We start from the raw sequence: 26,985 nt of genomic DNA, 5'->3' as shown, positions 1-26,985 counted from the left end.
CGGCCCTGCGGGGCGGCTCTACCGGGCGCCGTTCCTGGACGCGCAGTCCGCCAAATGGTCGTCGACCAAGCCACAGGCCTGCATCAGGGCGTAGGCCGTCGTGGGGCCCACGAAGCGGATGCCTCGTTTCTTGAGGGTCTTGGAGAGAGCGATCGACTCGTCGGTCACCGCCGGGACGTCGGACAGCGACTTCGGGGCCGGGCGCGAGGCCGGGTCGGGGGCGAAGGACCAGATCAGCTCGTCCAGTTCGCCCGGCGCCCAGCCGACGAGCACGCGCGCGTTGGCGACCGTCGCCTCGATCTTGGCGCGGTTGCGGATGATCCCCGTGTCGGCGAGGAGACGCTCCTTGTCGGTGTCCGTGAATGCCGCCACATCGGCGATCCTGAAAGCCGCGAAGGCGGCCCGGAAGCCCTCGCGGCGACGCAGGATCGTGATCCAGGACAGGCCCGACTGGAAGGCCTCCAGACACAGCCGCTCGTACAGCGCGTCGTCGCCGTGGACCGGGCGCCCCCACTCCTCGTCGTGGTACGCCACGTAGTCGTCGGTGGACAGCGCCCAGGGGCAGCGCAGGGCCCCGTCGGCGCCCTTCAGGGCGTCGCTCACCGGTGGTCCTCCTCCGCGGGCTTCTCCAGGGAGGTGGCCGGTGAGGCGGTCGTGGCGGTGGCGGTGGCCGAGCGGGCGCCGGACAGCGCGGCCTCCAGGTCGGCGATGCGGGCGTCCCGCTCGGCCAGTTCGGCGCCGAGGCGGTTCAGGGCGTCGTCCACGTCCGCCATGCGGTAGCCGCGCAGGGTCAACGGGAAACGCAGTGCCTCCACGTCGCCGCGGCGCACGGGACGGTCCGGGGGAAGCGGGTCCCGCAGACGCTCCGGCAGTGCCTCGGGAAGGGCGCCGCTGTCACCGCCTCCCACGACGGAGAGGGTCACCGCGCCGACCACGACGACGAGGGCGACGACCAGGAACAAGAACATGAACATCTCTGAGGCCCCCACGCTCTGATGCCGACGCGGGGCGCGTCGGCACGGAAAGTGTCAGGCACCGATCGTGCCATGCGACGCTGGCCGTTAGGGTCGCAGGCGGCCCGACGGCGACAACTACTGGGAGAGGTCACAGGGGATGCTCAGGCTGGGCAGGCGCGAGTTCGACGCGCACGAGCCGGTGGTCATGGCGATCGTGAACCGGACCCCGGACTCCTTCTACGACCAGGGAGCCACCTTCCGCGACGAGCCGGCGCTCGCGCGCGTGGAGCAGGCGGTGTCCGAGGGAGCCGCCGTCATCGACATCGGCGGGGTCAAGGCCGGGCCGGGCGAGGAGGTGACCGCCGAGGAGGAGGCGCGGCGGACCGTCGGGTTCGTCGCCGAAGTGCGGCGCCGCTTCCCCGACGTGATCATCAGCGTCGACACCTGGCGGCACGAGGTCGGCGAGGCCGTGTGCGAGGCCGGCGCTGACCTGCTGAACGATGCCTGGGGCGGGGTCGATCCGCGGCTCGCCGAGGTCGCCGGACGGTACGGGGTGGGGATCGTGTGCACGCACGCGGGCGGTACGCAGCCTCGTACGCGGCCGCATCGCATCGCCTACGACGACGTCATGGCCGACATCCTGGAGGTGACGGTGGGGCTGGCCGAACGGGCGGTGTCCCTCGGGGTGCCCCGGGAGTCCGTGCTGATCGATCCCGGGCACGACTTCGGGAAGAACACGCGGCACAGTCTGGAGGCGACGCGTCGGCTCGGGGAGATGGTGTCCACGGGGTGGCCGGTGCTGGTGTCGTTGTCCAACAAGGACTTCGTGGGGGAGACGTTGGACCGCCCGGTCAAGGAGCGGGTGGTGGGGACGCTCGCGACCACTGCCGTGTCGGCCTGGCTGGGGGCTCAGGTGTATCGGGTGCATGAGGTCGCGGAGACGCGGCAGGTTCTTGACATGGTGGCGTCGATCGCGGGGCTCCGGCCGCCGGCGGTGGCCCGGCGGGGGCTGGCGTAGGGGGTTTCCGCCCCCGTATCGCGCTGCGCGCTCGTCCTCAAACGCCGGACGGGCTGAGTGGGTAGCCCCTCCGGCGTTTGAGGAGCGGGGGTTCGGGGGCAGCGCCCCCGAGGCAAGGGCGGAAGCCCCTCCTACCTCCCCGCCTCCTTGGACACCAACGCCACCGCCTCGTCCACGTCATCCGTGAGGTGGAACAGGAGCAGGTCCTTCTCCGAGGCCTTGCCCTGGGCGATCAGGGTGTTCTTGAGCCAGTCGACCAGCCCGCCCCAGTACTCCGTACCGAAGAGCACGATCGGGAAGCGCGTGACCTTCTTGGTCTGCACGAGGGTGAGGGCCTCGAAGAGTTCGTCGAGCGTGCCGAGACCGCCCGGCAGCACCACGAACCCCTGCGCGTACTTGACGAACATCATCTTGCGGACGAAGAAGTACCGGAAGTTGAGACCGATGTCGACGTACTCGTTGAGCCCCTGCTCGAAGGGCAGCTCGATGCCGAGGCCGACGGAGATGCCCTTCGCCTCGCAGGCGCCCTTGTTGGCGGCCTCCATCGCACCGGGACCGCCGCCGGTGATCACCGCGAAGCCCGCCTCGACCAGGCCTCGGCCGAGCGCGACCCCCGCCTCGTACTCGGGCGAGCCCGCCGGTGTGCGCGCCGAGCCGAACACACTGATGGCGGCCGGGAGTTCGGCCAGCGTGCCGAAGCCCTCGATGAACTCCGACTGGATGCGCAGCACGCGCCAGGGATCGGTGTGCACCCAGTCCGACGGCCCGCCGGCGTCCAGCAGCCGCTGGTCCGTCGTGCTCGCCTGCACCTGCCCCCGCCTGCGCAGCACGGGGCCCAGCTGCTGCTCCTCCGGTGGCTGCTTGCTGCCCTCGGGGTTGCCGGTAGCCATGTCCGCTCCCTCCGCTTGCCGATCGTTCCACCTCAGCGTAGATCTACACGGGTCAAGGAGGGGGGACGCCGGCATGTCCGCCTCGGATCGGGCGCCGGTCAGGCCGTCAGCCAGGCCCTCAGCCGCTCCTCGCCCGCCAGGATCTTGGCGGTTTCCACCCGTTCGTCGCGCTTGTGCGCCAAGTGCGGGTTGCCGGGGCCGTAGTTGACCGCCGGGACGCCCATCGCGCTGAAGCGGGAGACGTCCGTCCAGCCGTACTTGGGTTGCGGGGTGCCTCCGACGGCCTCGACGAAGGCCGCCGCGGCCGGATGCGAGAGGCCCGGCAGCGCCGCCCCGCTGTGGTCGTCGACCACGAACTCGTGCACGCCGCAGTCGGCGAAGACCTCGCGGACGTGGGCGATGGCCTCCTCCTCGCTGCGGTCGGGCGCGTAACGGAAGTTGACGCTCACCACGCACTCGTCGGGGATCACGTTGCCCGCCACCCCGCCCGAGATCCCGACGGCGTTCAGGCCCTCGCGGTATTCGAGGCCGTCGATGACGGGGTAGCGCGGCTCGTAGGAGGCGAGGCGGGCGAGGATCGCGGAAGCGGCGTGAATGGCGTTGGAGCCCATCCAGCCGCGCGCGGAGTGCGCCCGCTCCCCCGTGGTCTTCAGGAGCACCCGCAAGGTCCCCTGGCAGCCACCCTCGACCTGCCCGTCGGAGGGCTCCAGGAGGACCGCGAAGTCGCCCTCCAGCCACTCGGGGCGGGCCTCGGCCACGTGCTTGAGGCCGTTCAGGTCGGCGGCGACCTCTTCGTTGTCGTAGAAGATGAAAGTGAGGTCGCGGTTGGGGGCCGGCACCGTGGCCGCGATCCGCAGCTGTACCGCGACGCCCGACTTCATGTCGCAGGTGCCGCAGCCCCAGAGCACGCCGTCCTCGTCCAGGCGCGACGGCACGTTGTCCGCGATGGGCACCGTGTCGATGTGCCCGGCCAGGATCACGCGCTCGGCCCGGCCCAGGTTCGTCCGCGCGAAGACGTTGTTGCCGTACCGGTCGACCGTGAGGTGCGGCAGGGCGCGCAGGGCGGTCTCCACGGCGTCCGCGAGGGGCTTCTCCGTGCCGCTCTCCGACGGGAAGTCGACGAGCCGCGCGGTGAGCCGGGCGGCGTCCAGCGTGAGGTCAAGTGGGGTGTCGGCCATGGCCTCGACCCTAACGCGCCCGGCCCTCCCGGTCTCCCGGCCTCCCGGCCTCCCCACAGGCTTGTCCACGAGCCCACGGATCTCCGGAACCTCACACGGCCCCGACGGTACTCTCCAGTACGTTGTGCGCGTGCCTGAGCCGTCCCCCACTTCCGTCGCTCCCGTACGCCGTGGCCGCCTCCTCCGTTTCGGAGCGGCTCTCGTCGTACTCCTCGGCGTCGCGGCCTATCTCACCGCGCAGTACCTGACCGGCGGAAGCGGAGTGCCCAAGTGCACGGTCGTCTCGGCCGAGGGCGACGGCACGTCGTACGAGTTCACGGCCGAGCAGGCGGTGAACGCGGCGACGATCTCGGCGGTCGGCACCAACCGCGGTATGCCCGAGCGGGCCGTCACGATCGCTCTGGCGACGGCGCTCCAGGAGTCCGCCCTGCGCAACCTCGGCCATGGCGACCGGGATTCACTGGGCCTCTTCCAGCAGCGGCCCTCGCAGGGCTGGGGCACCGAGCGGGAGATCCTGGATCCGGCGTACGCGGCGGGCGAGTTCTACGACCATCTGGGCAAGGTGCCCGACTACGCGCGACTGCCGCTCACCGTCGCCGCGCAGCGCGTCCAGCGCAGCGGCTACCCGGAGGCGTACGCGAAGCACGAGCCGGACGCGACGCTCCTCGCGGCGGCCCTGACCGGCCGCGCCGCCGCCACCCTTACCTGCGAGGGCCGCCCGGACACGCGGCCCGGCGGCCCGGAGTCGGTACGCACCGCGCTCGTACGGGACTTCGGGCGCGGGGCCTTCCAGGAGGCGGGCGCCGCGGTGGCCGCGAGCCCTTCGGCCGACCCGTCGACCGATCCGTCGACCGACCTTTCGCGCACGCCGTCGACCCCGTCCGCGCCGTCCGCCTCGGTGAGCGGCTCCGGCGGCAAGCGCACGGTGACCGTGCCCGTGCCGAAGACGGCGGCCACCGGGGGCGGGCAGCGGCAGCGCGGCTGGGCCCTCGCGCACTGGGCCGTCGCCAACTCCTCCGCGCTGCACGTCGAGCGGGTCTCCTACGCGGGCCGGGTGTGGACGGCCGGGAACACCCGGAGCGAGTGGCACGACGACGATCCGGTCGCCCGGAACGCCACGGGCGAGGTTCGAATCGTCACCGAGCAGTAGTACGGACCCTCACCCGTTGGTGGCACTCGCGGCGTGCCACGTCGACAGGCCGCCACAGTTTTCTGCGGCCCTTTCGCGCGCTTGTCCCGCACCTGTCCCACAGGCGTCAGATCCCTTGTCAGCAAAGGGCTGTAGGGATTCGGCGGGCTTCGCGACCGAGCCTTCTTTGCCCGGGTTTCTCCGCAGCCGATAATGCGACGCATTACCAACTCTTTACTTGGGGCCACCGCAACCTTCGCGGGCTTCGAGCGGTAGTCACTGCGTCCGAGCCCGGAACGATCAACAGCCGGTCGACAACCCGTCGACAGCCAGTCGACAGCCAGTCGACAGCCAGTCGGTCAACTGCCGGGCGCGGCAGAAGATTTCATCGTTCTCTCCCCGTCAAAGGAGCACCATGTCCCTCCCCCTGACCCGTCGGATCGCCCGTGTCGCGCTGCTCATTGCAGCGGGAGCGGCACCCGTGGTCGGTGCGGCCGGCTCCGCGAGCGCGGCCGCACTGCCGGCCGCCCCCGACCTCGGCGGCCTGAGCGCGCTGGACAACGCGGGCACCACCGTCGACGGCGCCGCGCAGAACGCCACCGGGATGGCCGGCGAAACGGGCAGCAAGGCTGTGAAGAAGGCCGTGCCGAGCGCGGGCAAGACGGGCGGCAAGGCCATCAAGACCGCGACGCCCGCCGCGCAGAAGACCGCCGGGGACGTTGCCGGGACCACGGGTGACGTGCTCGGTGACACCGCTGGGTCGGCGACCGGTGCTGGGCTGCCGACCGACGCGGTCTCGAAGGGTGGGCTGCCTGCCGAGGGGCTGCCGCTGCAGGGGCTGCCGCTCGGCTGATCGGTTTGCCGCCGGCTTGGCTTGTGGTGAAGGGGTTCAGGGGGTTTCCCCCTGGGCCCCTTCGCCTTTGCGCCTGCGCCTGCGCTGCGTGCGCCTGCGCTGCGTGCGCCTGCGTGCGCCTGCGGCGGGCTGGGGCGGGGCGGGGCTGTCGGGTGCGGGAGCGTCGTGGCTGGTCGCGCAGTTCCCCGCGCCCCTGGACGGCGGCCCTTCGGGCGCCGATAAACGCTGGGCGCCGATAGACGGTGGGTGCCGTCAGATGGTGGATGCCGTCAGGCAGTGGGTGCCTTCAGGCGGTGGGCGCCAGCAGACAGTGGGCAGCAGGCAGTGGGTGCGGCAGGCGGTGGGCGGCAGGCGGTGGGTGCCGTCCGGGCGGTGGGTGCCGTCCGGGCGGTGGGTGCCGTCCGGGCGGTGGGTGCCAGGAGGCTGTGGGTGGCGTCAGGTGGTGGGTGGCGTCAGGCGGGATGTTGCCGCTTGGACCCGTTCGTCCGTGGCCGTCAGTGCCACCCGTACGAAACTGGCTCCTGCCGGGCCGTAGAAGTCACCCGGGGCCACCAGGATGCCCAGGGCGGCCAGGTGGGCCACCGTGTCCCAGCAGGACTCGTCGCGGGTCGTCCAGAGATAGAGGCTCGCCTCGCTGTGCTCGATGCGGAATCCGTGCCGCACGAGGGCGTCCCGGAGGGCCTCGCGGCGGGCCGCGTACCGCTCGCGCTGCTCCTGGACGTGCGTGTCGTCCGAGAGGGCGGCCACCGTGGCGGCCTGCGTGGGCGCGGACGTCATCATGCCGCCGTGCTTGCGGATCTGGAGCAGGTCGCCCAGGACCGCGGAGTCACCGGCGAGGAACGCCGACCGGTAGCCCGCGAGGTTCGACCGCTTCGACAGTGAGTGGACCGCGACGATCCCCTCGTACGAGCCGCCGCACACCTCGGGGTGCAGGACGGAGACCGGGTCGGCCTCCCAGCCCAGTTCGATGTAGCACTCGTCGGCGAGGACGAGGATGCCGTGCTCGCGCGCCCAGGCGACGATCCGGGTGAGTTCCTGCTGGGAGAGCACCCGGCCCGTGGGGTTGGACGGGGAGTTGAGCCACAGCAGCTTCAGGCCGGTGGGGTCCAGGTCCGTGGGGTCGTCGTACGCGATGTGGTCCGCGCGGGCCAGGCGGGCGCCGACCTCGTACGTCGGGTACGCCAGGCGCGGGTAGGCCACCTTGTCCCCCGGGCCGAGCCCCAGCTGGGTCGGCAGCCAGGCCACGAGTTCCTTGGAACCGACCACCGGCAGGACGTTGCGGTGGGTGAGGTCCCGGGCGCCCAGCCGTCGCCCGCACCAGCCGACCAGCGCGTCCCGCAGTTCCGGCGTGCCCCACACCGTCGGATAGCCGGGCGAGTCGGCGGCCGCGACCAGAGCTTTCTGGATCAGCTCGGGCACCGGGTCCACCGGGGTGCCGACGGAGAGGTCGACGATGCCGTCCGGGTGAGCGGCGGCCTTCGCCTTGAAGGGCTCCAGCTTGTCCCAGGGAAAGGCGGGAAGCCGGTCGGAGACTGCGGACACGGGTTCTGGCTCACTTTCTGCACGGCAGACACGGCGGCCCCGCACGGCGGCGGGCCGTACGGGACCGGGGCGGCGCCCACGGCTGCCGCCCCGGCGGGGCCGCCGGCGCTCGGGCCGTCTACTGGTTCTGCGGCGGCAGCGCTGCGACGAAGGGGTGGTCGCGCTCGATGAGTCCCAGCTTGCTGGCACCGCCGGGCGAGCCGAGCTCGTCGAAGAACTCGACGTTCGCCTTGTAGTAGTCCTTCCACTCCTCCGGAGTGTCGTCCTCGTAGAAGATCGCCTCGACCGGGCAGACCGGCTCACAGGCACCACAGTCGACGCATTCGTCCGGGTGGATGTACAAGGACCGCTGGCCCTCGTAGATGCAGTCGACCGGGCACTCCTCGATGCACGCCTTGTCCTTGACGTCGACACAAGGCTGCGCGATGACGTAGGTCACGCTGTCGTTCCTCCTCGATAGGGCGCTGGCGAGCCGTCTTCAGGCTCCGCCACCTGGCGCGCGGGAGCGCGGCGTCGTCGATGCCCGCACCTAGTATCTCCGTTCTTGGGCATGATCCGAACAGGAGGGTTGGACTGAGCTGTGGATTTCTCTCCGCACTTCCGGCTTGAGGTCCGTGTCACCCCCGCTGACGTGGGAAAACGCGTCTCGGTACGACGGTTGCGCGAAGGGACTCCCAAGGGTGAGAAGTTCACCGACACGGTCGGTGTTCTCACATCATGGGACGACGGTGTGCTGCTGATCACACGCCGGTCCGGGGAAAGCGTCCGCATTCCGGAATCGGCGCTGGTGGCGGGCAAGATCGTCCCCTCCGCGCCGGCTCGCAGACGGGGTCCCGCGGCCTCGTACGAGGAGCTGGCGCGGGTCGCCGCCCGGGCCTGGCAGCCCGTGGAGCGCGAACGGCTCGGTGGGTGGGAGCTGCGGGCCGCGTCCGGTTTCACGCGGCGCGCAAACTCGGTGCTCCCACTCGGCGATCCGGGCGTGCCCCTGGACGAGGCGCTGTCGCTCGTACGGGAGTGGTACGCGGCCCGCGGGCTGCCCGCCTACACGCAGACCGCCACGGGCGCGGAGGGTACGCAGGAAGCGCTGTGCGCGGAACTGGAGGCGCGGGGGTGGGTGCGTGAGGTCTCCGCGGAGCTGTGGACCGGCGCGCTGGCGCCGGTGGCCGACCTGCCGGAGCCCGGCCCCGGCCGGACGGTCGCGCTGTCGCGCGAGGCCGACGAGGCATGGCTGAGCCGCTACCAGCGCAAGGGGGTGAGCGAGGTGGCGCTGAAGGTGCTGGGCAGCGGCCCCTCGGTGTGGTTCGCGACCGTGCCCGGCAGCGAGCCCGGCGTGCCCGCGGCGATCGGCCGTTGTGTGGTCGACGGCCGCTGGGCCGGGTTCGCGGCGGTGGAGGTGGACCCCGCGCTGCGTCGCCAGGGCCTCGCCACCACGGTCATGACGGCCCTCGCCCGCCAGGCCCTGACCGAGGGCGCCTCGGCCGCCTGGCTCCAGGTGGAGACGGACAACACGGGCGCCCGGGGCCTGTACACCCGAATGAACTTCACCCCCCACCACGCGTACCACCACTACCGCGCCCCGTCCCCGCAAGGGGCGAGCCCCGTAAGGGGCGCGGGGAACGGCGCGCCCAGCCACAGCGAACCCGCACCCACACCCACACCCACACCCACACCAGCCCACCCCACGGACGCATCCCGGAAAGCCCCCCAGACCCCCCACGGGGAACCGCGTGGCGCCACCACGGACCGGTATCGATCGGCGTGAAAGGGCACGAAGCAGCTATGCGTCCACTGCATCCCCCCGAGCCGGCGCGAAGCGCCGAATGGCGGCGGCGGTTCGGCGAAGAGGCACGAGCCGAGCGCCCCGACCTGTCGGCCCTGTGTCTGCTGGTGGGCGCCCAGGCGGACGGGGAACTGACCGAGGCCGGGATGGACGCGGCCCAGATCGAGCTGGACCGGCTGGCCGGAGAGCTGCCGTTCCGGCCCGGCGGCCCCCGGTCCTGGGCCGCGGCGCTCTCCGAGCACCTCGGCGGCGGCCTCGGCTTCCGCGGTACGCCCGGCGACTACCAGCGACTGGAGTCGTCACTGCTGGACAAGGTGCTGAAGCGCCGCCGGGGACTGCCCATCCTGCTCTCCGTGGTGTGGATGGAGGTCGCGAGAAGGGCCGGTGCGCCCGTCTACGGGGTCGCGCTGCCCGGTCACTTCGTCGTCGGCTTCGGTCCACCCGAGCAGCAGATCCTCGTCGATCCCTTCGTCGGCGGCCGCGTACTGACCGGCACCGACGCGGAACTGCTGGTGGCCGGTGCCACCGGCTCACCTCTCGACCCGTCCATGCTCTCGCCCGCCGATCCGCTCGACGTCGTCCTGCGCATCCTCAACAACATCCGCGCCTGGGCCGCCGCCCGTCCCGAACGCTCCGACGTGGCCCTCTGGGCGGTCGATCTCTCCCTTTTGCTGCCCTCGCACCCGGCCCGCCTGCGCTACGAGCGCGCCCAGCTCCTCGTCCAGCGCGGCGACTTCCTCACGGGCGCCACCGAACTCGACGCGTACGCGGAGATCGTGGCCGCCGTCGACGAACCGGCGGCGGCCCGCGTACGGGGCCAGGCGCACGCGGCCCGCGCGATGCTCAACTGAATCCGGTCCGGCAGTTCAGGAGCCCTGGACGGCCAGAGGGCACCCGGCCATCACCGGGTGCCCCGCTGCCGCCTGGACCTGTTCTTGGTTGTTCTAGGTGGGGTTGATCTCGATCACTCCGACGCGGTCCGTCGCCGTCTTGCCGAGGAGTGCCTCACGCAGTGCGCCGACCACGTCCTGCGGGGTCACGGCGGTCTTCTTGCCGTTGCCACGGGCGATCGTCACACCGTCGAACGCGCCGCCGTACAGCTCCTTCAGCGCGGGCAGGTCGTAGTAGTCGACCAGCTTGCCCTCGGAGGTCGCCTTGACGCCGAGGAACTTCCACAGGGAGTTCTCGGGGCTGAACTGGACCACCGCCGTGCCCGCCTTGACGGTCACGAGCCCGGACATCGCGGGCTGCGCGAACTCCTTCATCATGCGGTCGACCTCGGCCTTGGAGACCTTGGGCTCCTTCGCCGTGGTGGGCACCTTCACGGCAGCCGACTTCCCGGTCTCCACCTGGGTGCGGTACGCGTCCTCGACGGCGTCCGTCGACCGGCCGATGTCGATGCCCTGGCCCGCCTTGCCGTACACGGCGACGGCCTTGCCCGACTGGAACTTGATCGTGCCCTCGGTCGCCGAACCGGAGCCGCCCGCGGCGCCTTCGAGGGCGGCGGCCAGCTTCTCCTCGTCGACGGGCATCACTGGGGCGACGACCCGCTCGTTGCCGAACAGCGAGCCGATCACGGAGACGGGGTTGTAGTCGCTGCCCGCCGCGGCCCGCACCGTGGCCTGGCTGTCGAGCTGGAGCCCGGCCTGGTCCGGCTTGAGTGCGACGGTGTCGCCGTCGACCGAGAGCTGCAGCGGTTTGGCGGCCGACGCCTTGAAGGCGTCGTCGAGCTTCTGGACGGCCTCGTCGCGCGTACCGCCGCCGATGTCCACACCGAGCACGCTGGTGCCCTTGGGGACATCGGAGTGGTTCATGAGCAGTCCGGCGCCGTACGCGATGCCGCCCAGGGTCACCATGCCGGTGACCAGGAGCACCAGCTTGTTGCGGCCCTTTTTCTTCTTCTTGGTCCGGGCGGCGGCGGGCGCGGCCGGTGAGACCGGTTCCGGCAGCTTCGGGGGCTGGTGCGGCAGCGGTCCGTCGGTGTGCGCGCCCGGTCCGAACGGTGAGTTCGGGGCGGGGGGCACGACGGGGATGCCGCTGGTGAGGGTGTGTCCGGAGACGTTCTCACCGGCGCCGCCGTAGCCCGGCGCGCCCGGTTCGGGCGCGGGGACCTGCGGGGTGAGGATCGCGGTGTCGTCGCTCAGCCCGCCACCGGGACGGCCCGCCCCCGCAGGGGCACCGGAGAAGGCGGAGCCGCTCTGGGCCCCCTTGCCGCCGGGGAAACCGGCGGCGTCCGGGGCACCGGGAGCACCCGGACCACCGGGGCCGGGGCCGCCGGGGGCACGGTGACTGCCGGGGCCACCAGCACCCGCAGACGCGCCGGGGCTGCCGGGGCTGCCGGGGCTGCCGGGAGCACCCTGACCGCCGGGAGCACGGTGGCCGCTGGGGCCCGCAGGGGCGCCGGAGCTGCCGGGGCCGCCGATGGCACGGTGACCACCTGGGCCGCCCTGGCTGCCGGGAGCACCACCAGGGCCTCCGGGACCATTGGGGCCACCGGGGCCACCGGGGCCACCGGGACCTGCGGGGAAGCCTTGCCCACCCGGGGCACCGGGTGCCGCCAGGGGGGTGTCGCCGCTGACCGGGCCGCCGGTCGGGCCCAAGGGCCCGCTCTGACCACCCTGGCCGCCCTGGCCGCCGTCGGAGAAGTACGGGAGTCCGTCGCGGCGCGGTTCGGCGCCGCCGTTGTCGCCCGCCGTGGCGCCCGTCGGATACGGCGATCCGCTCGGCCCGGTGCCCAGCGGCCCCGCCGCCAGCGCCCGGGAGACGTCGAAGGAGCCGGTACCGCCGCCGTGCCCGGGAGCCACCGGCCCGGTGCCGCCCGCGCCGGCCGGCCCCGCGCCGTTGGTACCGCCGCCGCGCCGCGCCGCGGGCGCACCAGACGTACCGGGCGCACCAGGCGCGCCGGAGGGGCCAACTCCCCCACCGGCACCCGTTGCCGGGCTCTGGGCACTCGAACCGGCGGCCATGCCCGCGCCGTTGGCGTTGCCGCCGCCCGGTCCGCCCTTCGGCGCACCGGCCTTGCGGGGGGCGAACCAGTCGCTCCGCTTCTCCTCGGCGCCGCCACCGCCACCGCCACCGGCGCCACCGGGGCCGGGGCCGGGCATGGGGTGGAACCCCGTGTCGGAGTCCACGGGCCCGCCCGGACCGGTGGCCGGTCCGGCGTCCGGGGACGCACCTGTGGCGTCGGAGGACTCCGCGTTGGCCACGGTCGTGCGTACGACGACCGGCGGAATCGGCCGGGATCCGGGGATGTTGATCCGGATCCGCGTCGTCAGCGTGGTCTCGGTCTTGGGCTGTTCCGGCCGGTCACCGGCGGTACGCCCCGCGTCGGCGGTGCCGTCGGAAGCCATCGGCGTTCCGTACGGCGGAGTCCCCGACGGGTATGCGGTTCCCCCGCGCCCGTTGGGCCCGGAGGACGGACTGTCAGTTTCACGACTCAAGGCAGGTTCTCCTGGTTGGCTCCACCGCCCGGTTACTCGACCTCGACCTCGATTCGGGCGGCTCGGCGGCGCGCTCCACCATACTGGCCACTTGTCCCCCTCATTTTGCGGCCGTCGGGGAAACCCACACCGGACGCGCACCTGCGCGCTGTGGCGAAGTGGTACGTCACTTGCCAAGTCGGGCGGCGGCGCCGCCTGGTTGCCGCCCTTGGCCAAGGGTGGCGCACATCACAGCCACCGCCATACCGCCGAGCAGGAAGAGATAGGAGCCCGCTCCCGCGGCGAAGAGGAAGTCGCCCTCGGGGCGGCTGGCGGTGAGCAGGACGACGGCGATCATCCAGCCGGCCGCGGGTGCGACCGCGCCGGTCCGGCCGCCGGTCGCATGCGATCCCCCGAGGAACAGGCCCGCCGCACCGGCCAGCGCGAGCAGCAGCCCGCCCGGGAACCAGCCCGACTGGACCAGCGCCCCGGCCACCGCGACCACGGCGCCGAGCACGAGGAGGCCCAGGTGGACGATGATCCGGACGGCCGACGGTGGTCGCAGGGGCTGGGCGAGCACGGCGCCCGCGTTCGACCGGTCCGCGTGCGACCGGTCCGCCTTCGCTCTGTTCGCCGCGTTCATCGGGTACCGCCCTCGGTGGTTGCTTCTGTGATCTCTGCGAATGTGCTCTCCGCCGACAGATCCGTGATTCCCGCGAACAGATCGGTCTCCCGGGCCGTCCCGGCGCGCTCGCCTCGCACCAACTCGTAGAACTCCACGAGGAAGAGGGGCTGCGCGAGCCGGTTGGAGAGGGCGAACCACGGTTCGGCGACCTCGATCTGGGTGGCGTGCGCCCGCATCGCGGCGGCTTTGGCCGCGGCCTGGTCGGTCCCGTCGATCTCCGTGGTGACCACCGGGTCGTCCACCACGCCCGGCACGTCGTCGACCGTCGCCGCGGCGGGGAACGGCAGTTCGTCGAGTACGTCCTTCAGGCGGGCGAAGCCCTCCTCGGCGACGGAACGCGGCACGCGGTTCCAGTAGATCTTCGCGATCGTCCACGGTTCGCCGAGGTCGGCCCGGAAGTCCGGCTCGGCCGCCAGGTCGGCGGCCCGCATGGCGACACGGTGGGCCTGGATGTGGTCCGGGTGGCCGTATCCGCCGTCCGGGTCGTAGGTGACGAGTACGTGGGGGCGTACCTCGCGGATCACGCCGACCAGGTGCGCGGCTGCTTCATCCACATGTGCGCGCCAGAAGCAGCGTGGGTTGTCGTTGTCCGGGAGGCCCATCATCCCGGAGTCCTCGTAGCGGCCGGCGCCGCCGAGCGAGCGGGTGTCCCGGACCCCCAGTTCGCGCATCGCCTCGGCGAGCTCCGCCAGGCGGTACTCGCCGAGGTGCTCTCCCGACAGATGCGCGAGTCCTGGCGGGATGACCTCACCCAGTTCGCCCCGTGTGCAGGTCACGAGGGTGACCTGGGCGCCCGTGGCCGCGTACCTGGCCATGGTGGCGCCGTTGTTGATCGCCTCGTCGTCCGGGTGCGCGTGCACCAGGAGCAGACGCCGGGAGGACAGTTCCGTCATGCCCTCACCCTACGAGGCGCACGCGCCCAGACATCACGTGCCCGACGGTCCTTCCGTCACTTGTCCGCGCGCCTTCGGACGGGTGTGGGTTCCATCACCCGGCAGTCCCGGTTCTTTGGGGAGAGCGCCCCTGTCGCCGAAGCACGTGCGGTCGGGATCCGGTGACATCTTCAGCTCCGCCCAGACCGTCTTCCGGGGATGCGGGCCCCGGGTGACGCCCCAGCGGTCGGCGAGTGCCTCCACGAGGACGAGCCCCCGACCGGATTCGCTGTCGGGGTCGAGGTCCTGCGGACGCGGCAGCAACTCTCCGCAGGTGTCGGTCACCTCGATGCGCAGGGTCTCCGCGACAACGACGAGCGTGAGCCGGAAGTCCCGGCCGTGAACGCGGCCGTGCGTGGCCGCGTTGGCGGCGAGTTCGGCGACGAGGTGGCGTGCCGGGTCCAACGGGGCTCCCCATGCACGCAGTTGCTCCGTGGCGAGCAGTCGGGCCAGGCGGGCCCCGCGAGGCGTGGGAGACAGCTGCACGCTGAAGGTGCGGATGGGGTGGGCGAGGCGGGCCTCGGTGGCGGGGGTTTCTTGGATCACGTCACTCAGAGTGGCCGCAACTGCTTACCGTGAACAGTGACGACGTCGATACGTACGGTGACTGTCTGGGACTTGTCCGGCGCTGTCCGGGCTGTCGAAGCCACCCGTGCGGGTAGGGCGCGTTGAGCAGTGGAGGACCGTCGGAGAGGCGCGCTATGCACGAGGACAGTGGCGAAGGTCGGCTCAGGACCGAGGCGGACGAGCCGGGTTGGGAGGTCGACCCGGACGACGACTGGGGTGTGGCGGTCGTTGCCACCGTGGGGCGGCAACTGAAGCTGCGGCGGGAGGCGGTGGGGATGCGGGCCGCCGACTTCGGGATCGCCGTCGGATACGGCGAGGACATGGTCTACAAGATCGAGGGCGGGAAACGGATTCCTCAGCCCGAGTACCTGGACAAGGCGGACGAGGTGCTGGGGGCGGGTGGGTTGCTCTCGGCGATGAAGGAGGACGTGCGGAAGGTCCGGTACCCGAAGAAGGTGCGCGAGCTGGGGAAACTGGAGAGCAAAGCGATCGAGATCGGCGTGTACGAGTGCAACATCATCGCGGGACTGTTGCAGACGCCGGAGCACGCGCGGGCCGTGATCGGCGCGGCTCAGCCTCCGTACTCGCCGGACGACGTGGAACGCATGGTGGCCGCCCGCTTGGCCCGGCAGTCGGTCTTCGCACGCGATCCGGCTCCGTCGATCCACTTCGTGTTGGAGGAGGCGGTGCTGCGGCGCCCCATCGGAGGCACAATGGTTAGGCGACAGCAGCTCGAACACCTGCGTGAAGTCGCTCAGCGCCACAACGTCGTGCTTCAGGTGATGCCGATGAACTGTGAGGTCCATTCCGGCTTGGATGGACGGGTCGAGGTTCTGAAGTTTCCGGACGGCTCCGCGGTTGGGAGATCTGACGGTGCGTTCAACGGTCGCCCGACCTCAGATCCGAAGCAGCTGCGCGTCCTTGAGCTGCGGTATGGCACCATCCGGGCGCAGGCTCTCTCTCCGCGAGAGTCGCTGGCCTTCATCGAGCAACTGCTGGGAGAAACATGATCCGCAAGGCCTCCACAGGGGACGCCTACGAGCTGGCCTGGTTCAAAAGCAGCTACAGCGGCGGCAACGACGGCAATTCGTGCGTCGAGATCGCTACCGACGTCGAGACCGTCCGTGTCCGTGACTCGAAGGAGACGGACGGCCCCCGCCTGGCCTTCTCCCCCACCACCTGGTCAGCCTTCGTGCCGTACGCGTCCAAGAGCTGACCAGGACGGTCTGTCGACCAACTGCTGGGAGAGACATGATCCGCAAGACTGCCGCCGGACACGCCTCCGAACCGGCGTGGTTCAAGAGCAGCTACAGCGACGGCAACGAAGGCGATTCGTGCGTCGAACTCGCCGCCACCCCCCGCACCGTCCACGTCCGCGACTCCAAGAACGCCGCCGGCCCACGCCTCCAGCTCTCACCGCAGGCGTGGGCCGACTTCGTGCCGTACGTGTCCGAAGGCTGACCAGGGCGGTCGGCCGAGGCGGGCTCCGGCCTCCCGCGGCCCAGAGCCCACCCTTCGACGGGGATCAGAACTTGATGTCTCCGATCATGCCGGCGATGTTCGTGGTCAGCTCGTTGATCGTCGGGGCGATCGTCGAGCTCGCCAGGTAGAAGCCGAGCAGGACACACACGATGGCGTGAGGCGCCTTCAGCCCTGATTTCTTGACCAGGATGAAGACGATGATCGCCAGTAGCACCACCGCCGAAATCGAAAGTGCCACGGCGGCTCACCTCCAAAGATCCCAGGGACAACGGGGGGTGGGGTCGAACATCGGGGGGCAGCAAATCCATACAGCAGACATCGGGTTGATACCCACACAGCGCTAGTGATCATAACTATTCGTGCGTGCGCATTGATCGGCGCACTGCCGCACAAGGGGGCGCATGGCCAATATGGTCAGAGCATGACGACCGAGCCTCTCTCCTTCCCGCGCCGGCAGGCGCGCACCCTGCGTTTCACGCTGGGCGCGCCCCGCGCGTTCACCGTGGCGCCCGATGGTTCACGTGTGGTCTTCCTGCGGTCCTCGTCCGGCACGGACCGGGCGAACCAGCTGTGGGTCCTCGACGTGGCGAGCGGCGAGGAGCGCCCGGCAGCCGACCCGGGGGCGCTCCTCGGGGGTTCCTCCGAGCGTCTTCCGGCGGCGGAACAGGCCCGGCGCGAGCGCAGCCGCGAGGGTGGCGCGGGCATCGTCGGCTACGCCACGGACGCCGCCGTGGAGTTGGCGTCCTTCGCCCTGTCGGGGCGGCTCTTCACCGCCGAACTGAGGGCCGGGACGGCACGTGAACTGCGGGTTCACGGCCCGGTGATCGACCCCCGCCCGTCCCCCGACGGACGGCTCGTCGCGTACGTGGCCGGGGGCACCCTGCGCGTCGTCGGCGCCGAGGGCGAGGACGACCGGGCGCTCGCGGAGCCGGAGTCGGACACGGTCTCCTACGGGCTCGCCGAGTTCGTCGCGGCCGAGGAGATGGGCCGCTCACGGGGCTTCTGGTGGTCCCCGGAGTCGGACCGCCTGCTGGTGGCGCGGGCCGACGACGCCCCCGTACGCCGCTGGTGGATCTCGGACCCCGCGCATCCCGAGCGGGAGCCGCAGCAGGTCGCGTATCCGGCCGCGGGCACCGACAACGCGGAGGTACGGCTTTTCGTACTGGGGCTCGACGGGGCACGTACGGAGGTCCGGTGGGACCGGGCCCGTTACCCGTATCTGGCGCGAGTGCACTGGTCGGCCGCCGGGGCTCCGCTGCTGCTCGTACAGGCGCGTGACCAGGCGAGTCAGCTTTATCTGGCCGTCGATCCGGACAGCGGGACGACCAGGATGGTGCACGCGGACGAAGATCCGATTTGGCTTGATCTTTTCCCTGGTGTGCCGAGCTGGAGCCCGAGCGGGCAGCTCGTGCGGATCGCCGACGAGGGAGGGGCGCGTGTCCTGGCCGTGGGCGAACGCCCCCTCACAGGAGCGCAGTTGCACGTGCGCGCCGTGCTCGACGTGTCCGACGACGACGTGCTCGTGTCCGCGTCGGCCGGCACGGACGCGGCCGTCCCGGAGATCGGGGAAGTGCACGTCTACCGGGTCAACGACCTCGGCATGGAGCGGATCTCCCAGGAGCCAGGCGTGCACTCGGCGGTGCGGGCGGGCGGCGTGACCGTGCTCGTGTCGGCCGTGCCCGACCGGCCGGGAGCCCAGGTCAGGGTGGTGCGCGACGGGGGCCGGAAGGCGACGGGGAGCGGCCGGGCCGGAGGCCGCGCGGCGGCGGTGACCGTGACCTCGTACGCCGAGAACCCCGGAATGAGCCCGCGCGTGCACCTCACGGAAGCCGGTGCGCGCCGGGTACCGTGCGCCGTCGTGCTCCCCACGGGCTACACCGACGGTCCGCTGCCGGTGCTCATGGATCCCTACGGCGGGCCGCACGGGCAGCGCGTGCTGGCGGCGCACAACGCGTACCTCGCGCCCCAGTGGTTCGCCGATCAGGGGTTCGCCGTGGTCGTGGCGGACGGGCGGGGCATGCCGGGCCGCTCACCGGCCTGGGAGAAGGCGGTCAAGGACGATCTGGCGGCGGTCGTCCTCGACGACCAGATCCACGCGCTGCAGGCCCTCGCCGAGCGCTTTCCCCTGGATCTGACCCGGGTGGCGATCCGCGGCTGGTCGTTCGGCGGTTATCTGGCGGGGCTCGCGGTACTGCGCCGCCCCGACGTCTTCCACGCGGCCGTGGTGGGCGCGCCGGTCACCGACCAGCGGCTGTACGACACCCACTACACGGAGCGGTATCTGGGCGATCCGAACCAGCGGCCCGAGGTGTACGCGGCGAACTCGCTGATCGACGACGACGGGCTGGTGGGGGCGGTCGAACCGGCGCGGCCCATGATGATCGTGCACGGTCTCGCCGACGACAACGTGGTGGTCGCGCACTCCCTGCGGCTGTCCTCCGCGCTGCTGGCCGCGGGCCGTCCGCACGAGGTGCTGCCGCTGTCCGGGGTCACGCACATGACCCCGCAGGAGCAGGTCGCGGAGAACCTGCTGCTGCTCCAGGTGGACTTCCTGAAGCGGTCGCTGGGCCTGCGGTAGGGCGACCGGCGGCGGGGTGGCGACCGGCCGGGGAGACATGGCGCTCCCCGGCCGGTCCACGGCACCCGCACGGCCGTACGCTGTTCAGAGTGACGCGTCCGTATATCGGTACCGGGTCGGCCAAGTTGCCTGCGCGTTAACGCGGTTGCTGCACGTTTGTCAGCCTATGCCGGTCCGCCCGGCGGTTCCTGCGGCTTCTCCGGTTCCTGCGGCTTCTCCGGCTTCTGCGGCTCCTCCGGCGGGACGACTTGCTTCTCCTCCGCGAAGTGGCAGGCCGAGTCGTGGGCGGCGGGACCGGCCTCGTAGCGGAACTCCGCGGGCACCGCGAGCAGCGGGACCTCCATCGCGCAGCGTTCGCGGGCCTTCCAGCAGCGGGTGCGGAAGCGGCAGCCGGAGGGGATGTTCGCCGGGGAGGGCACGTCACCGAAGAGGATGATCCGCTCCCGGTGCGCGCGAGCCTCCGGGTCCGGGACGGGCACGGCGGACAGCAGCGCCTGGGTGTACGGGTGCGTCGGATGGTCGTAGATCTCCTCGTCCCGGCCGGTCTCCACGATCCGGCCGAGGTACATCACCCCGACCCGGTCGGAGATGTGCCGCACGATCGACAGGTCGTGCGCGATGAAGACGTAGGAGAGGGCGAACTCGCTCTGGAGGCGGTCCATCAGGTTGATGACCTGCGCCTGTACCGACACGTCGAGGGCCGACACCGGTTCGTCCGCGACGATGATCTCGGGGCGCAGGGCAAGGCCGCGCGCGATGCCGATGCGCTGGCGCTGGCCGCCGGAGAACTGGTGCGGATAGCGGTTGATGTACTCCGGGTTGAGCCCGACCACGTCCAGCAGGTCCTGGACCTGGCGTCGCCGGTCCCCCTTCGGCGCGACCTCCGGGTGGATCTCGTACGGCTCCCCGATGATGTCGCCGACGGTCATACGGGGGTTGAGCGAGGTGTACGGGTCCTGGAAGACCATCTGGATGTTGCGGCGGACGGCCTTGAGGGCGCGGCCGGACAGCTTGGTGATGTCGTCGCCCTTGTATCTGATCTCGCCCGCGGTCGGTCTCTCCAGATTGACCAGCATCCTGGCGACCGTCGACTTGCCGCAGCCGGACTCACCGACGATGCCGAGGGTTTCCCCGGCGCCGAGGTCGAAGTCGACGCCGTCGACGGCCTTCACCGCGCCCACCTGCTTGCGGAACAGGACGCCCTGGGTGAGCGGGTAGTGCTTGACGAGGCCGCGTACCTGGAGGAGTGGGTCGGACACCGGGGTGGCCGGGCGCTCGGCCACCGGTCCGCTCGTCGGCTCAGCCATGGAGGCACTCCCTCCAGAAGTGGCAGGCGCTCCTGCGGTCCGGGCCCGCATCGGTCACCTCGTACAGCGGCGGTACGTCGGTGCGGCAGACGTCCCGGGCCATGGGGCAGCGGGGGTTGAAGGCGCAGCCCGGCGGGATGTTCATCAGGTTGGGCGGCAGGCCCTTGATCGCGTAGAGCTCCCGGCCCTTCTGGTCGAGCCGTGGGATCGACTCCAGGAGGCCCTTGGTGTACGGGTGCGCGGGGGCCTTGTAGATGTCGTGGACCGGGGCGGACTCGACGATCGTGCCCGCGTACATCACGGCGATCCGGTCGGCGACGTCCGCGACCACGCCGAGGTCGTGGGTGATGAGGATGAGGCCCATGTTGAGTTCGCGCTGGAGCTCGGCGAGGAGGTCCATGACCTGGGCCTGGACGGTGACGTCGAGGGCGGTGGTGGGTTCGTCGGCGATGATCAGGGCCGGTTCGAGGGCCAGCGCCATCGCGATCATGATGCGCTGGCGCATGCCGCCGGAGAACTGGTGGGGGTAGTCGCCCACCCGGGAGGCGGCGCCCGGGATGCGTACCCGGTCCATCAGCTCGACGGCCTTGGCCTTCGCGTCCTTCCTGGACATGCCCCGGTGGACCGTGAACATCTCGCCGAGCTGGGCGCCGACGCTGAGCACCGGGTTCAGGGACGACAGCGCGTCCTGGAAGATCATCGCCATCTGGGCGCCGCGGACCTTGCGCCGGGCCTCCTCCTTGAACTTCAGGAGGTCCTGGCCCTTGAAGAGGATCTCGCCCGCGGTGATCCTGCCGGGCGGGGTGTCGAGGATGCCCATCACGGCCTGCGCGGTCACGGACTTGCCGGAGCCGGACTCGCCGAGCACGGCGAGCGTCTCGCCCTCGTCCACGCTGTAGGTGACGCCGTTGACGGCTCTGGCGACGCCGTCCCGGGTCTTGAACTCCACGTGCAGGTCGCGCACTTCGAGCAGCACGTCACTCACCTCAGCTTCGGGTCTAGGGCGTCGCGCACCGCGTCGCCGAGCATGATGAACGCGAGGACGGTGACGGCCAGCGCCCCGGCCGGCCAGAGCAGGGCGTGCGGCGCGGTGCGGATGTACTGGGACGCCGAGGAGATGTCGATGCCCCAGCTCACCGTGGGCGGCTTCAGTCCGACGCCGAGGAACGACAGGGTCGCCTCCAGCGAGATGTACGTCCCCAGCGCGATGGTCGCCACGACGATGACCGGGGCGATCGCGTTGGGCGTGATGTGCCGCAGCAGCATGCGGGTGTTGGAGGCGCCGAGCGCGCGGGCGGCCTGCACGTAGTCGTTCTGCTTGGTGGTGATGACCGACCCGCGGGCGATGCGGGAGATCTGCGGCCAGCCGAGCAGCACCATGAAGCCGATCACCGGCCAGATGGTGGAACTGGTGACGACGGACAGCAGCACCAGACCGCCGAGGACGACGGGAATGGCGAAGAAGATGTCGGTGATACGGGAGAGGAACGCGTCCCACGCCCCGCCGAAGAACCCGGCGAGTCCCCCCAGCACCGAGCCGAGGACCGACACCCCGAGCGTGGCGCACACGCCGACGGTGACGGAGACCCGGGCCCCGTACACCGTGCGCGTGTAGACGTCACAGCCCTGGCCGTTGTAGCCGAAGGGGTGGCCCGGCTGGGAGCCCTCCTGTGACTTGGCGAGGTCGCACTTGAGGGGGTTGCCGGAGGCGATCGCCGAGGGCCACAGGGAGATGACGACCAGGAAGAGGATGACGAGCCCCGAGACGATGAAGACGGGGTTGCGCCGCAGGTCGCGCCAGGCGTCGGACCACAGGGAACGGGGCTTGTCCTGCGGGCCCGTGCCGTCGGGTCCGCCGGGGACCTTCTGGAGGGAGGCGCCCTCCTCGGTGGCGAGGTCCATCGCGCCGCCCATGCCGGTCGCGGCGATGGCGCCGTCCTCGGGGGCGCGCCCGCCGCCGGACAGGTACGGCCCCGGCGGCATGGAGGGCAGGGGCCGCTCCGGCGGCGTCGGCTGCTCAGGCATAGCGGATCCTCGGGTCGAGTACGGCGTACAGGAGGTCGACCAGCAGGTTGGCCACCAGGAAGACGAGGACGAGGACGGTCACGAAGCCGACGACGGTCTGCGTGTTCTGGCGCAGGATGCCCTGGTAGAGCTGGAAGCCGACGCCGTGGATGTTGAAGATCCGCTCGGTGACGATCGCGCCGCCCATCAGCGCGCCGATGTCGGTGCCGATGAAGGTGACCACCGGGATGAGGGAGTTGCGCAGCAGGTGCCGGGTGATGACCCGGCGCCGGGGCAGGCCCTTGGCGATGGCCGTACGGACGTAGTCGGCGCGCCGGTTCTCGGCGATGGACGTCCGGGTCAGCCGGGTCACATAGGCGAGGGAGACGGACGCGAGCACCAGGCCGGGCACGATCAGCTCTTCGAAGGGCGCCTCGGAGGAGACGGACGGGCTGATCCACCCCCATTTGACGCCGAGCAGCAGCTGCAGCAGCAGACCGGTGACGAAGGTGGGCACCGAGATGACGACGAGGGTGATCAGCAGGACACCGGTGTCGACGGGCCTGCCGCGCCGCAGTCCGGTGACGACACCGAGTGCGATGCCGATGACGACCTCGAAGACGATCGCGACGACCGTGAGCCGGATGGTGACCGGGAAGGCGGTCGACATCAGCTCGGTGACCTCCTGCCCGTTGAACGCGGTGCCGAAGTCGCCGGTGAAGACGTTGCCCATGTAGGTCGCGTACTGCTGCCACACGGGCTTGTCCAGGCCGAATTCCTTGCGCAGCTGGGTCGCCGTCGCGGGGTCGCACTGCCGGTCGCCGCACAGGCCCGCGATGGGGTCGCCCATCACGTTCACCATCAGGAAGATCAACAGGGTGGCGCCGATGAAGACCGGGATCATCTGCAGCAGGCGCCGGATCACATACCGTCCCATGAGGGCTCCGGAGGTAGGCGGGGGCGCACGCCTGGTTCTTCGCCGAAGTGCGCGCCCCCGTGGCTCAGCTGACCTTGATCTCGTTGTAGACGGGCAGGCTGAACGGGTTCAGTGCCACGTTCGAGATCCGGTCCGAGTAGCCGGCGCTGCCGTTCTGGTACCAGAGCGGAATGGCGCCCATGTCGTCCCGCAGCACCTCCTCGGCCTGCTGGAACAGGTCGACGGCCTTGGCCTGGTCGGTCTCCCCGTTGGCCTTGTCGACGAGGCCGTCGAACTCCTTGCTGGTCCACTTGCCGTCATTGGAGGAGGCGTTGGTGTAGTACAGCGGCTGCAGGAAGTTCTGGATCAGCGGGTAGTCCATCTGCCAGCCGGCCCGGAAGGGGCCCGACATCTTGGACTGGGTGATCTGGTTGCGGAAGTCGGCGAACGTGCCGACCGGGTTGCCGACGCAGGCCTTGTCGTTGTCCAGAGCGTTGTTGACGGAGTTGCAGACGGCGTCCACCCACTCCTTGTGGGAGCCGGTGTCCGCGTTGTACGAGATCTTGACCTGCCCGCCGGGGAGCCCGCCGCCCTCCTGGATCATCTTCTTGGCCTCGTCGGGGTCGTACTCGCAGGCGTCACCGCACAGCCCCTCCTTGTAGCCGCCGTCCTCACCGAGGACGGGCGAGGTCCAGTCGGTGGCGGGGGTCCGCGTCTTCTGGAAGATGGTCTCGGTGATCTGCTTCCGGTTGATCGCCATGGACAGGCCGGTACGGACCTTCTCCATCCCCTCCTTGCCCCAGTTCTTGTCGTAGAACGGGAAGGCGAGGGTCTGGATGATGCCGGCGGGGGTGTTGATGTACCGGTCGCCGAGGTCGCTCTTGGCGTTCTTGAGCTGGGCGGCGGGCACGTCGTCCACGAGGTCGAGGTTGCCGGCCATCAGGTCCGTGTAGGCGGTGTTGTTGTCGGTGTAGACCTTCAGATCCACCCCGCCGTTCTCGGCCTTGTCCTCCCCCGGGTACTTGTCCCACTTGCGCATCTTCATCGCCGAGCCCTTGGCGTACGAGTCGATCGTGTACGGGCCGTTGCCGACCGGCTTCTTCAGCCAGGCCGCGTGGTCGTCGAAGAACGCCTGGGGCAGCGGGGCGAAGGCGGCGTAGCCGAGGGTGTCGGGGAAGGTCGAGAACTTCTGGTTGAGCTTGACGGTGAAGGTGTGGTCACCGGTGACCTTGAGCCCGCTCAGGGCCTGGGCCGTCTGCTTCCCGCCGTCCTCCGGGTGGACCTTGTCATAGCCGTCGATGTACCCGAAGAAGTACGCGTTCTTCTGGTTGTTCTTGAGACTGGCGCCGTAGTTCCAGGCGTCCACGAACGACTTGGCGGTGACGGCCTCGCCGTTGCTGAACGTCCAGCCGTCCTTGACGGTGACGGTGAAGTTCTGCGAGTCCGAGGTCTCGATCTTCTCGGCCAGCATGTCCTCGGCCTCGCCGGTCTTGGCGTCGTAGCGCTTGAGACCGCGGAAGAGCATGTCGAGGACCTTGCCGCCCTGCACCTCGTTGGTGTTGGCCGGCTCCAGGGGGTTCTGCGGGTCGCCCCACGACGAACTGAGGATCCCCGAGCCGTCGCCGCCGCCACCGCTGTCGCCGCCCCCGTCTCCCCCACAGGCCGTCGCGGCGAGGGCTGCCGCCGTCGCGCATACGGCCCATCTGGCGTGTGTGGCTCCACGCATGGAGTGCCTCCTCATCGGTGCGCTGCGGCTCCGGCGCCGGAGCCAGTTCCTTTGCGCCCAATATCGGCGCGAATCTCACATGCCGCACATTTGGCGATCCACATGGGTGCATGCGGTATCCGCCGTGCGGGCCGGTGGGGGCGGGCCGCGCAGTTCCCCGCGCCCCTGAGGGCGGGCACTCCGTGCCTCGCCCCCACCGGTCGCGAGGTGCACTCGGACCCGTGCAAGGACCGCTACCAGGCCAAGGACTCCTACATTTTCGGGGATGCGGTGCCGTTCGGCTCCTGGACCGTGGAGACCGGGGCCTTCCGCCGCTACGGCAACGCCGGAGACAGCGTGAGCTGACCGGTCCGACCTTCTGCCCTCCGGGCTGTCGCGGTCGAATGGGCTGTCGCGGTCGAAGCGGACATCGCATAGGGGCCATGACGAAGGCAACGAGTTCGTCGCCGTCGTGGACCAGCCGCGGCATGGCGATCCCGGGCTCCGCCCGACCTGCGTTGCAAACTCGTCCTACGCCGTCCTACGCCGTCCTACGCCGTCCTACGCCGTCCTACGGTAGGTCCATGGCGAAGAACCGCATCACCCTCACCCTCGATCCCGGCGAGGATGCCGCGATCCGCGAGGCTGCAGCCGAGTACGGCCTCGATCTGTCCGCGTTCCTGCGCACCGCGGCACTCGCCGAGGTGGCGCGGTGCCGACGCATCCGAGACCGGTTCGCCGAGGTGGACGCGGTCAGCCGCGCCGCCGAGGGCAACGCGCCCGAAGACCAGCCCGACGCTTCCCCCGAGGACGACGCCGCCATGGACGCCTACCTGGACGCCATCGACGGGGGCTTCGGCACTCGCGGAAGCACGGTCGCGTGAGCGTCTTCGTCTACGACACAGGCGCGCTGATCGCCCTGGAGCGTAAGGATCCGGAGACCCAGCGCTTCCACTCCCGGCTTTCCGCTCGGGAGGGTTTCCACCCGCCCATCGTGCTCGTTCCCGTCCTGGCCCAGGTCTGGTGCCCGCAGCCCGGGCATTGGACACCTCTGTCCAAGGCATTGGCCGAGTGCGTGGTGTTCTCGGCACAGCGGGACCTCGGCACGTGCGGTCTGTGCCAAGCGGGTCACGCTGTCGACGACGGTAAACGCGCGGGTGTCGTAGCGGCGCGAGCTGTCCTGCCCGCCAAGAAGGCACCCGATGCGGTGGACGCCCTCGTGACAGTGGTCGCCGCACGCCATGATCGCGCCGTCATCCTCACCTCCGACCCGGACGACCTGTGCGCCTACCGCGACGCCCTCGGTGCCGCGGGCCAGGATGTGGCCATCCTCCCGGTCGACTCCCTGCGGGACTTCCGGTCGGGTAAGCCGACGCTGCTCTGACAGCGTTCCGCAGGGTCGACCGGTACTTTCGGCAGCGGGCGGGTAACGGCCTGACTGCCCTCGTCGATGTCCAGCCGCAGCTCGTCGCCGTCGTGGACCAGCCGCGGCCAGACGGTTCTCGGGTTCGCGTGGGCCTCGGCGAGGGACTTCACGACGGTCGAGACGAACCGCTCTGGTCGGGACGGGACCTTCAGTGCGATCGCGGCCTCGACGTTGTCGGGGGTGGCCTTCCGCAGGCGCAGGGGAAAGGCGTCGCTGCCGGGTGTCAGGCGTCTGCGCGTGGTCCGAGTCCCCCAGCTCCACACAGAACTCGTTGCCCTCCGGGTCCGTCATGAGGAACCAGCCGCCGCTGTCCGGGCGGGTCCGGTCCGCGATCCGCAGGCATCGCACGGATCCATGACCCCCGTGGACTGGCGATCGGTCATCATCGACGCCACCGCGCTCGGCATCCCCATCCAGCTCATCAAGGGCGAGCCGACCGTCCACCCGCACTGGCGGGAGTTCGCCGAACTCCGGCCTCGGGCGGGTGGGTTCTCCGCGACGGAGCGAGCGACTCCGGGGCATGGGCGGACGCCGCGTACGCGGACCGCTCGCTGGTCACCAGGGTCGGCGGGCTGCACGCCGACCACGCGAAGCCGGGAGAGGGGTCGTTGCCCCTGC

General features: G+C 70.9%; 27 protein-coding genes and 1 pseudogene. 12 read left to right on the top strand and 16 right to left on the bottom strand.

The annotated features are described in order from the left end of the window. Positions 1-18 precede the first annotated feature (18 nt). A complete protein-coding gene (locus ACIOKD_RS06110) occupies positions 19-603 on the bottom strand; it encodes a DNA-3-methyladenine glycosylase I (protein ID WP_402078824.1) in 585 nt (194 codons plus the stop codon). Beyond that, positions 600-974, bottom strand: a complete 375-nt coding sequence (locus tag ACIOKD_RS06105) for a DivIVA domain-containing protein (RefSeq protein WP_402078819.1) — start codon at positions 972-974, stop codon at positions 600-602. The genes ACIOKD_RS06110 and ACIOKD_RS06105 overlap by 4 nt, the downstream gene beginning before the upstream one ends. Positions 975-1,113: 139 nt before the next feature. On the opposite strand from ACIOKD_RS06105, the gene folP reads away from it, so the two are divergent. Next, positions 1,114-1,974, top strand: a complete 861-nt coding sequence (folP, locus tag ACIOKD_RS06100) for a dihydropteroate synthase (RefSeq protein ID WP_402078816.1) — start codon at positions 1,114-1,116, stop codon at positions 1,972-1,974. A gap of 131 nt (positions 1,975-2,105) precedes the next feature. Here the strand turns inward: folP and ACIOKD_RS06095 are convergent, their stop codons facing one another. Beyond that, positions 2,106-2,864, bottom strand: coding sequence for a TIGR00730 family Rossman fold protein (locus ACIOKD_RS06095; RefSeq protein ID WP_402078813.1), 759 nt, complete (start codon positions 2,862-2,864; stop codon positions 2,106-2,108). Between the two features lie 98 nt (positions 2,865-2,962). Beyond that, a complete protein-coding gene (gene dapE, locus ACIOKD_RS06090) occupies positions 2,963-4,042 on the bottom strand; it encodes a succinyl-diaminopimelate desuccinylase (RefSeq protein ID WP_402078810.1) in 1,080 nt (359 codons plus the stop codon). Positions 4,043-4,172: 130 nt separating this feature from the next. Between dapE and ACIOKD_RS06085 the strand changes: the two genes are divergently transcribed. Beyond that, a complete protein-coding gene (locus ACIOKD_RS06085) occupies positions 4,173-5,192 on the top strand; it encodes a heavy metal transporter (RefSeq protein ID WP_402078808.1) in 1,020 nt (339 codons plus the stop codon). A gap of 394 nt (positions 5,193-5,586) precedes the next feature. Continuing rightward, the gene (locus tag ACIOKD_RS06080; protein ID WP_402078805.1) at positions 5,587-6,024 is read left to right on the top strand and encodes an ATP-binding protein; all 438 of its coding nucleotides are present in this window, start codon (positions 5,587-5,589) and stop codon (positions 6,022-6,024) included. Positions 6,025-6,459: 435 nt separating this feature from the next. On the opposite strand, the gene ACIOKD_RS06075 is transcribed toward ACIOKD_RS06080, so the two are convergent. Both ACIOKD_RS06075 and fdxA read right to left on the bottom strand, forming a co-directional pair. Continuing rightward, positions 6,460-7,566, bottom strand: coding sequence for a bifunctional succinyldiaminopimelate transaminase/glutamate-prephenate aminotransferase (locus tag ACIOKD_RS06075; protein WP_402078803.1), 1,107 nt, complete (start codon positions 7,564-7,566; stop codon positions 6,460-6,462). 118 nt (positions 7,567-7,684) lie between these two features. Further along, the gene (fdxA, locus tag ACIOKD_RS06070; RefSeq protein ID WP_003973842.1) at positions 7,685-8,005 is read right to left on the bottom strand and encodes a ferredoxin; all 321 of its coding nucleotides are present in this window, start codon (positions 8,003-8,005) and stop codon (positions 7,685-7,687) included. 141 nt (positions 8,006-8,146) lie between these two features. Between fdxA and ACIOKD_RS06065 the strand changes: the two are divergent. Both ACIOKD_RS06065 and ACIOKD_RS06060 read left to right on the top strand, forming a co-directional pair. Further along, positions 8,147-9,157 (top strand): annotated as a pseudogene (locus ACIOKD_RS06065) (GNAT family N-acetyltransferase); the annotation flags it as partial. Positions 9,158-9,345: 188 nt separating this feature from the next. Continuing rightward, a complete protein-coding gene (locus ACIOKD_RS06060; protein ID WP_402078800.1) occupies positions 9,346-10,197 on the top strand; it encodes a tetratricopeptide repeat protein in 852 nt (283 codons plus the stop codon). 93 nt (positions 10,198-10,290) lie between these two features. Here ACIOKD_RS06060 and ACIOKD_RS06055 read toward each other — a convergent pair whose 3' ends face one another. The 4 genes from ACIOKD_RS06055 to ACIOKD_RS06040 form a co-directional block, all read right to left on the bottom strand. Beyond that, entirely contained in the window at positions 10,291-12,696 is a 2,406-nt protein-coding gene (locus ACIOKD_RS06055) for a hypothetical protein (protein WP_402078797.1), read from the bottom strand. A gap of 256 nt (positions 12,697-12,952) precedes the next feature. Further along, on the bottom strand, positions 12,953-13,408 hold the full coding sequence (locus tag ACIOKD_RS06050; protein WP_402078795.1) for a DUF6113 family protein: 456 nt from the start codon (positions 13,406-13,408) through the stop codon (positions 12,953-12,955). Then, entirely contained in the window at positions 13,405-14,343 is a 939-nt protein-coding gene (mshB, locus tag ACIOKD_RS06045; RefSeq protein WP_402078792.1) for an N-acetyl-1-D-myo-inositol-2-amino-2-deoxy-alpha-D-glucopyranoside deacetylase, read from the bottom strand. The genes ACIOKD_RS06050 and mshB overlap by 4 nt, the downstream gene beginning before the upstream one ends. Before the next feature lie 33 nt (positions 14,344-14,376). Then, positions 14,377-14,928, bottom strand: a complete 552-nt coding sequence (locus ACIOKD_RS06040; RefSeq protein ID WP_402078789.1) for an ATP-binding protein — start codon at positions 14,926-14,928, stop codon at positions 14,377-14,379. Positions 14,929-15,083: 155 nt separating this feature from the next. On the opposite strand from ACIOKD_RS06040, the gene ACIOKD_RS06035 reads away from it, so the two are divergent. The 3 genes from ACIOKD_RS06035 to ACIOKD_RS06025 are packed head-to-tail and all read left to right on the top strand — an operon-like array spanning position 15,084 to position 16,410. Further along, positions 15,084-15,959, top strand: coding sequence for a helix-turn-helix domain-containing protein (locus ACIOKD_RS06035; protein WP_402078787.1), 876 nt, complete (start codon positions 15,084-15,086; stop codon positions 15,957-15,959). Continuing rightward, entirely contained in the window at positions 15,956-16,165 is a 210-nt protein-coding gene (locus tag ACIOKD_RS06030) for a DUF397 domain-containing protein (RefSeq protein WP_402078783.1), read from the top strand. The genes ACIOKD_RS06035 and ACIOKD_RS06030 overlap by 4 nt, the downstream gene beginning before the upstream one ends. Positions 16,166-16,200: 35 nt before the next feature. Next, positions 16,201-16,410, top strand: coding sequence for a DUF397 domain-containing protein (locus ACIOKD_RS06025; RefSeq protein WP_402078780.1), 210 nt, complete (start codon positions 16,201-16,203; stop codon positions 16,408-16,410). A 64-nt stretch (positions 16,411-16,474) separates the two neighbouring features. Here the strand turns inward: ACIOKD_RS06025 and ACIOKD_RS06020 are convergent, their stop codons facing one another. Further along, positions 16,475-16,669: a hypothetical protein gene (locus ACIOKD_RS06020; protein ID WP_107020199.1), complete on the bottom strand. Its 195-nt coding sequence runs from the start codon at positions 16,667-16,669 to the stop codon at positions 16,475-16,477. 183 nt (positions 16,670-16,852) lie between these two features. Here ACIOKD_RS06020 and ACIOKD_RS06015 point away from each other — a divergent pair, with 183 nt between their 5' ends. After that, the gene (locus ACIOKD_RS06015) at positions 16,853-19,009 is read left to right on the top strand and encodes a prolyl oligopeptidase family serine peptidase (protein WP_402078776.1); all 2,157 of its coding nucleotides are present in this window, start codon (positions 16,853-16,855) and stop codon (positions 19,007-19,009) included. Between the two features lie 164 nt (positions 19,010-19,173). Here ACIOKD_RS06015 and ACIOKD_RS06010 read toward each other — a convergent pair whose 3' ends face one another. The 5 genes from ACIOKD_RS06010 to ACIOKD_RS05990 form a co-directional block, all read right to left on the bottom strand. Further along, positions 19,174-20,316 (bottom strand): ABC transporter ATP-binding protein, encoded by a 1,143-nt coding sequence (locus ACIOKD_RS06010; protein WP_402078773.1) that lies wholly within the window; start codon positions 20,314-20,316, stop codon positions 19,174-19,176. Next, on the bottom strand, positions 20,309-21,292 hold the full coding sequence (locus ACIOKD_RS06005) for an ABC transporter ATP-binding protein (protein ID WP_402078770.1): 984 nt from the start codon (positions 21,290-21,292) through the stop codon (positions 20,309-20,311). Before ACIOKD_RS06005 ends, ACIOKD_RS06010 begins: the two co-directional genes overlap by 8 nt. Before the next feature lie 5 nt (positions 21,293-21,297). Continuing rightward, on the bottom strand, positions 21,298-22,341 hold the full coding sequence (locus ACIOKD_RS06000) for an ABC transporter permease (protein WP_402078767.1): 1,044 nt from the start codon (positions 22,339-22,341) through the stop codon (positions 21,298-21,300). Beyond that, the gene (locus ACIOKD_RS05995; RefSeq protein WP_402078765.1) at positions 22,334-23,257 is read right to left on the bottom strand and encodes an ABC transporter permease; all 924 of its coding nucleotides are present in this window, start codon (positions 23,255-23,257) and stop codon (positions 22,334-22,336) included. Before ACIOKD_RS05995 ends, ACIOKD_RS06000 begins: the two co-directional genes overlap by 8 nt. A 64-nt stretch (positions 23,258-23,321) precedes the next feature. After that, on the bottom strand, positions 23,322-24,962 hold the full coding sequence (locus ACIOKD_RS05990; RefSeq protein ID WP_402078762.1) for an ABC transporter substrate-binding protein: 1,641 nt from the start codon (positions 24,960-24,962) through the stop codon (positions 23,322-23,324). A 102-nt stretch (positions 24,963-25,064) separates the two neighbouring features. On the opposite strand from ACIOKD_RS05990, the gene ACIOKD_RS05985 reads away from it, so the two are divergent. The 3 genes from ACIOKD_RS05985 (at position 25,065) to ACIOKD_RS05975 (ending at position 26,325) form a co-directional block, all read left to right on the top strand. After that, positions 25,065-25,307 (top strand): hypothetical protein, encoded by a 243-nt coding sequence (locus tag ACIOKD_RS05985; protein WP_402078758.1) that lies wholly within the window; start codon positions 25,065-25,067, stop codon positions 25,305-25,307. 218 nt (positions 25,308-25,525) lie between these two features. Then, the gene (locus ACIOKD_RS05980; RefSeq protein WP_402078756.1) at positions 25,526-25,825 is read left to right on the top strand and encodes a hypothetical protein; all 300 of its coding nucleotides are present in this window, start codon (positions 25,526-25,528) and stop codon (positions 25,823-25,825) included. Beyond that, positions 25,822-26,325: a hypothetical protein gene (locus ACIOKD_RS05975; RefSeq protein ID WP_402078755.1), complete on the top strand. Its 504-nt coding sequence runs from the start codon at positions 25,822-25,824 to the stop codon at positions 26,323-26,325. The genes ACIOKD_RS05980 and ACIOKD_RS05975 overlap by 4 nt, the downstream gene beginning before the upstream one ends. Positions 26,326-26,985: the final 660 nt, after the last annotated feature.

This window comes from Streptomyces sp. NPDC087844, assembly GCF_044742785.1.
GTDB lineage: Bacteria > Actinomycetota > Actinomycetes > Streptomycetales > Streptomycetaceae > Streptomyces.
This window is presented reverse-complemented; position numbering and strand designations above follow the sequence as displayed.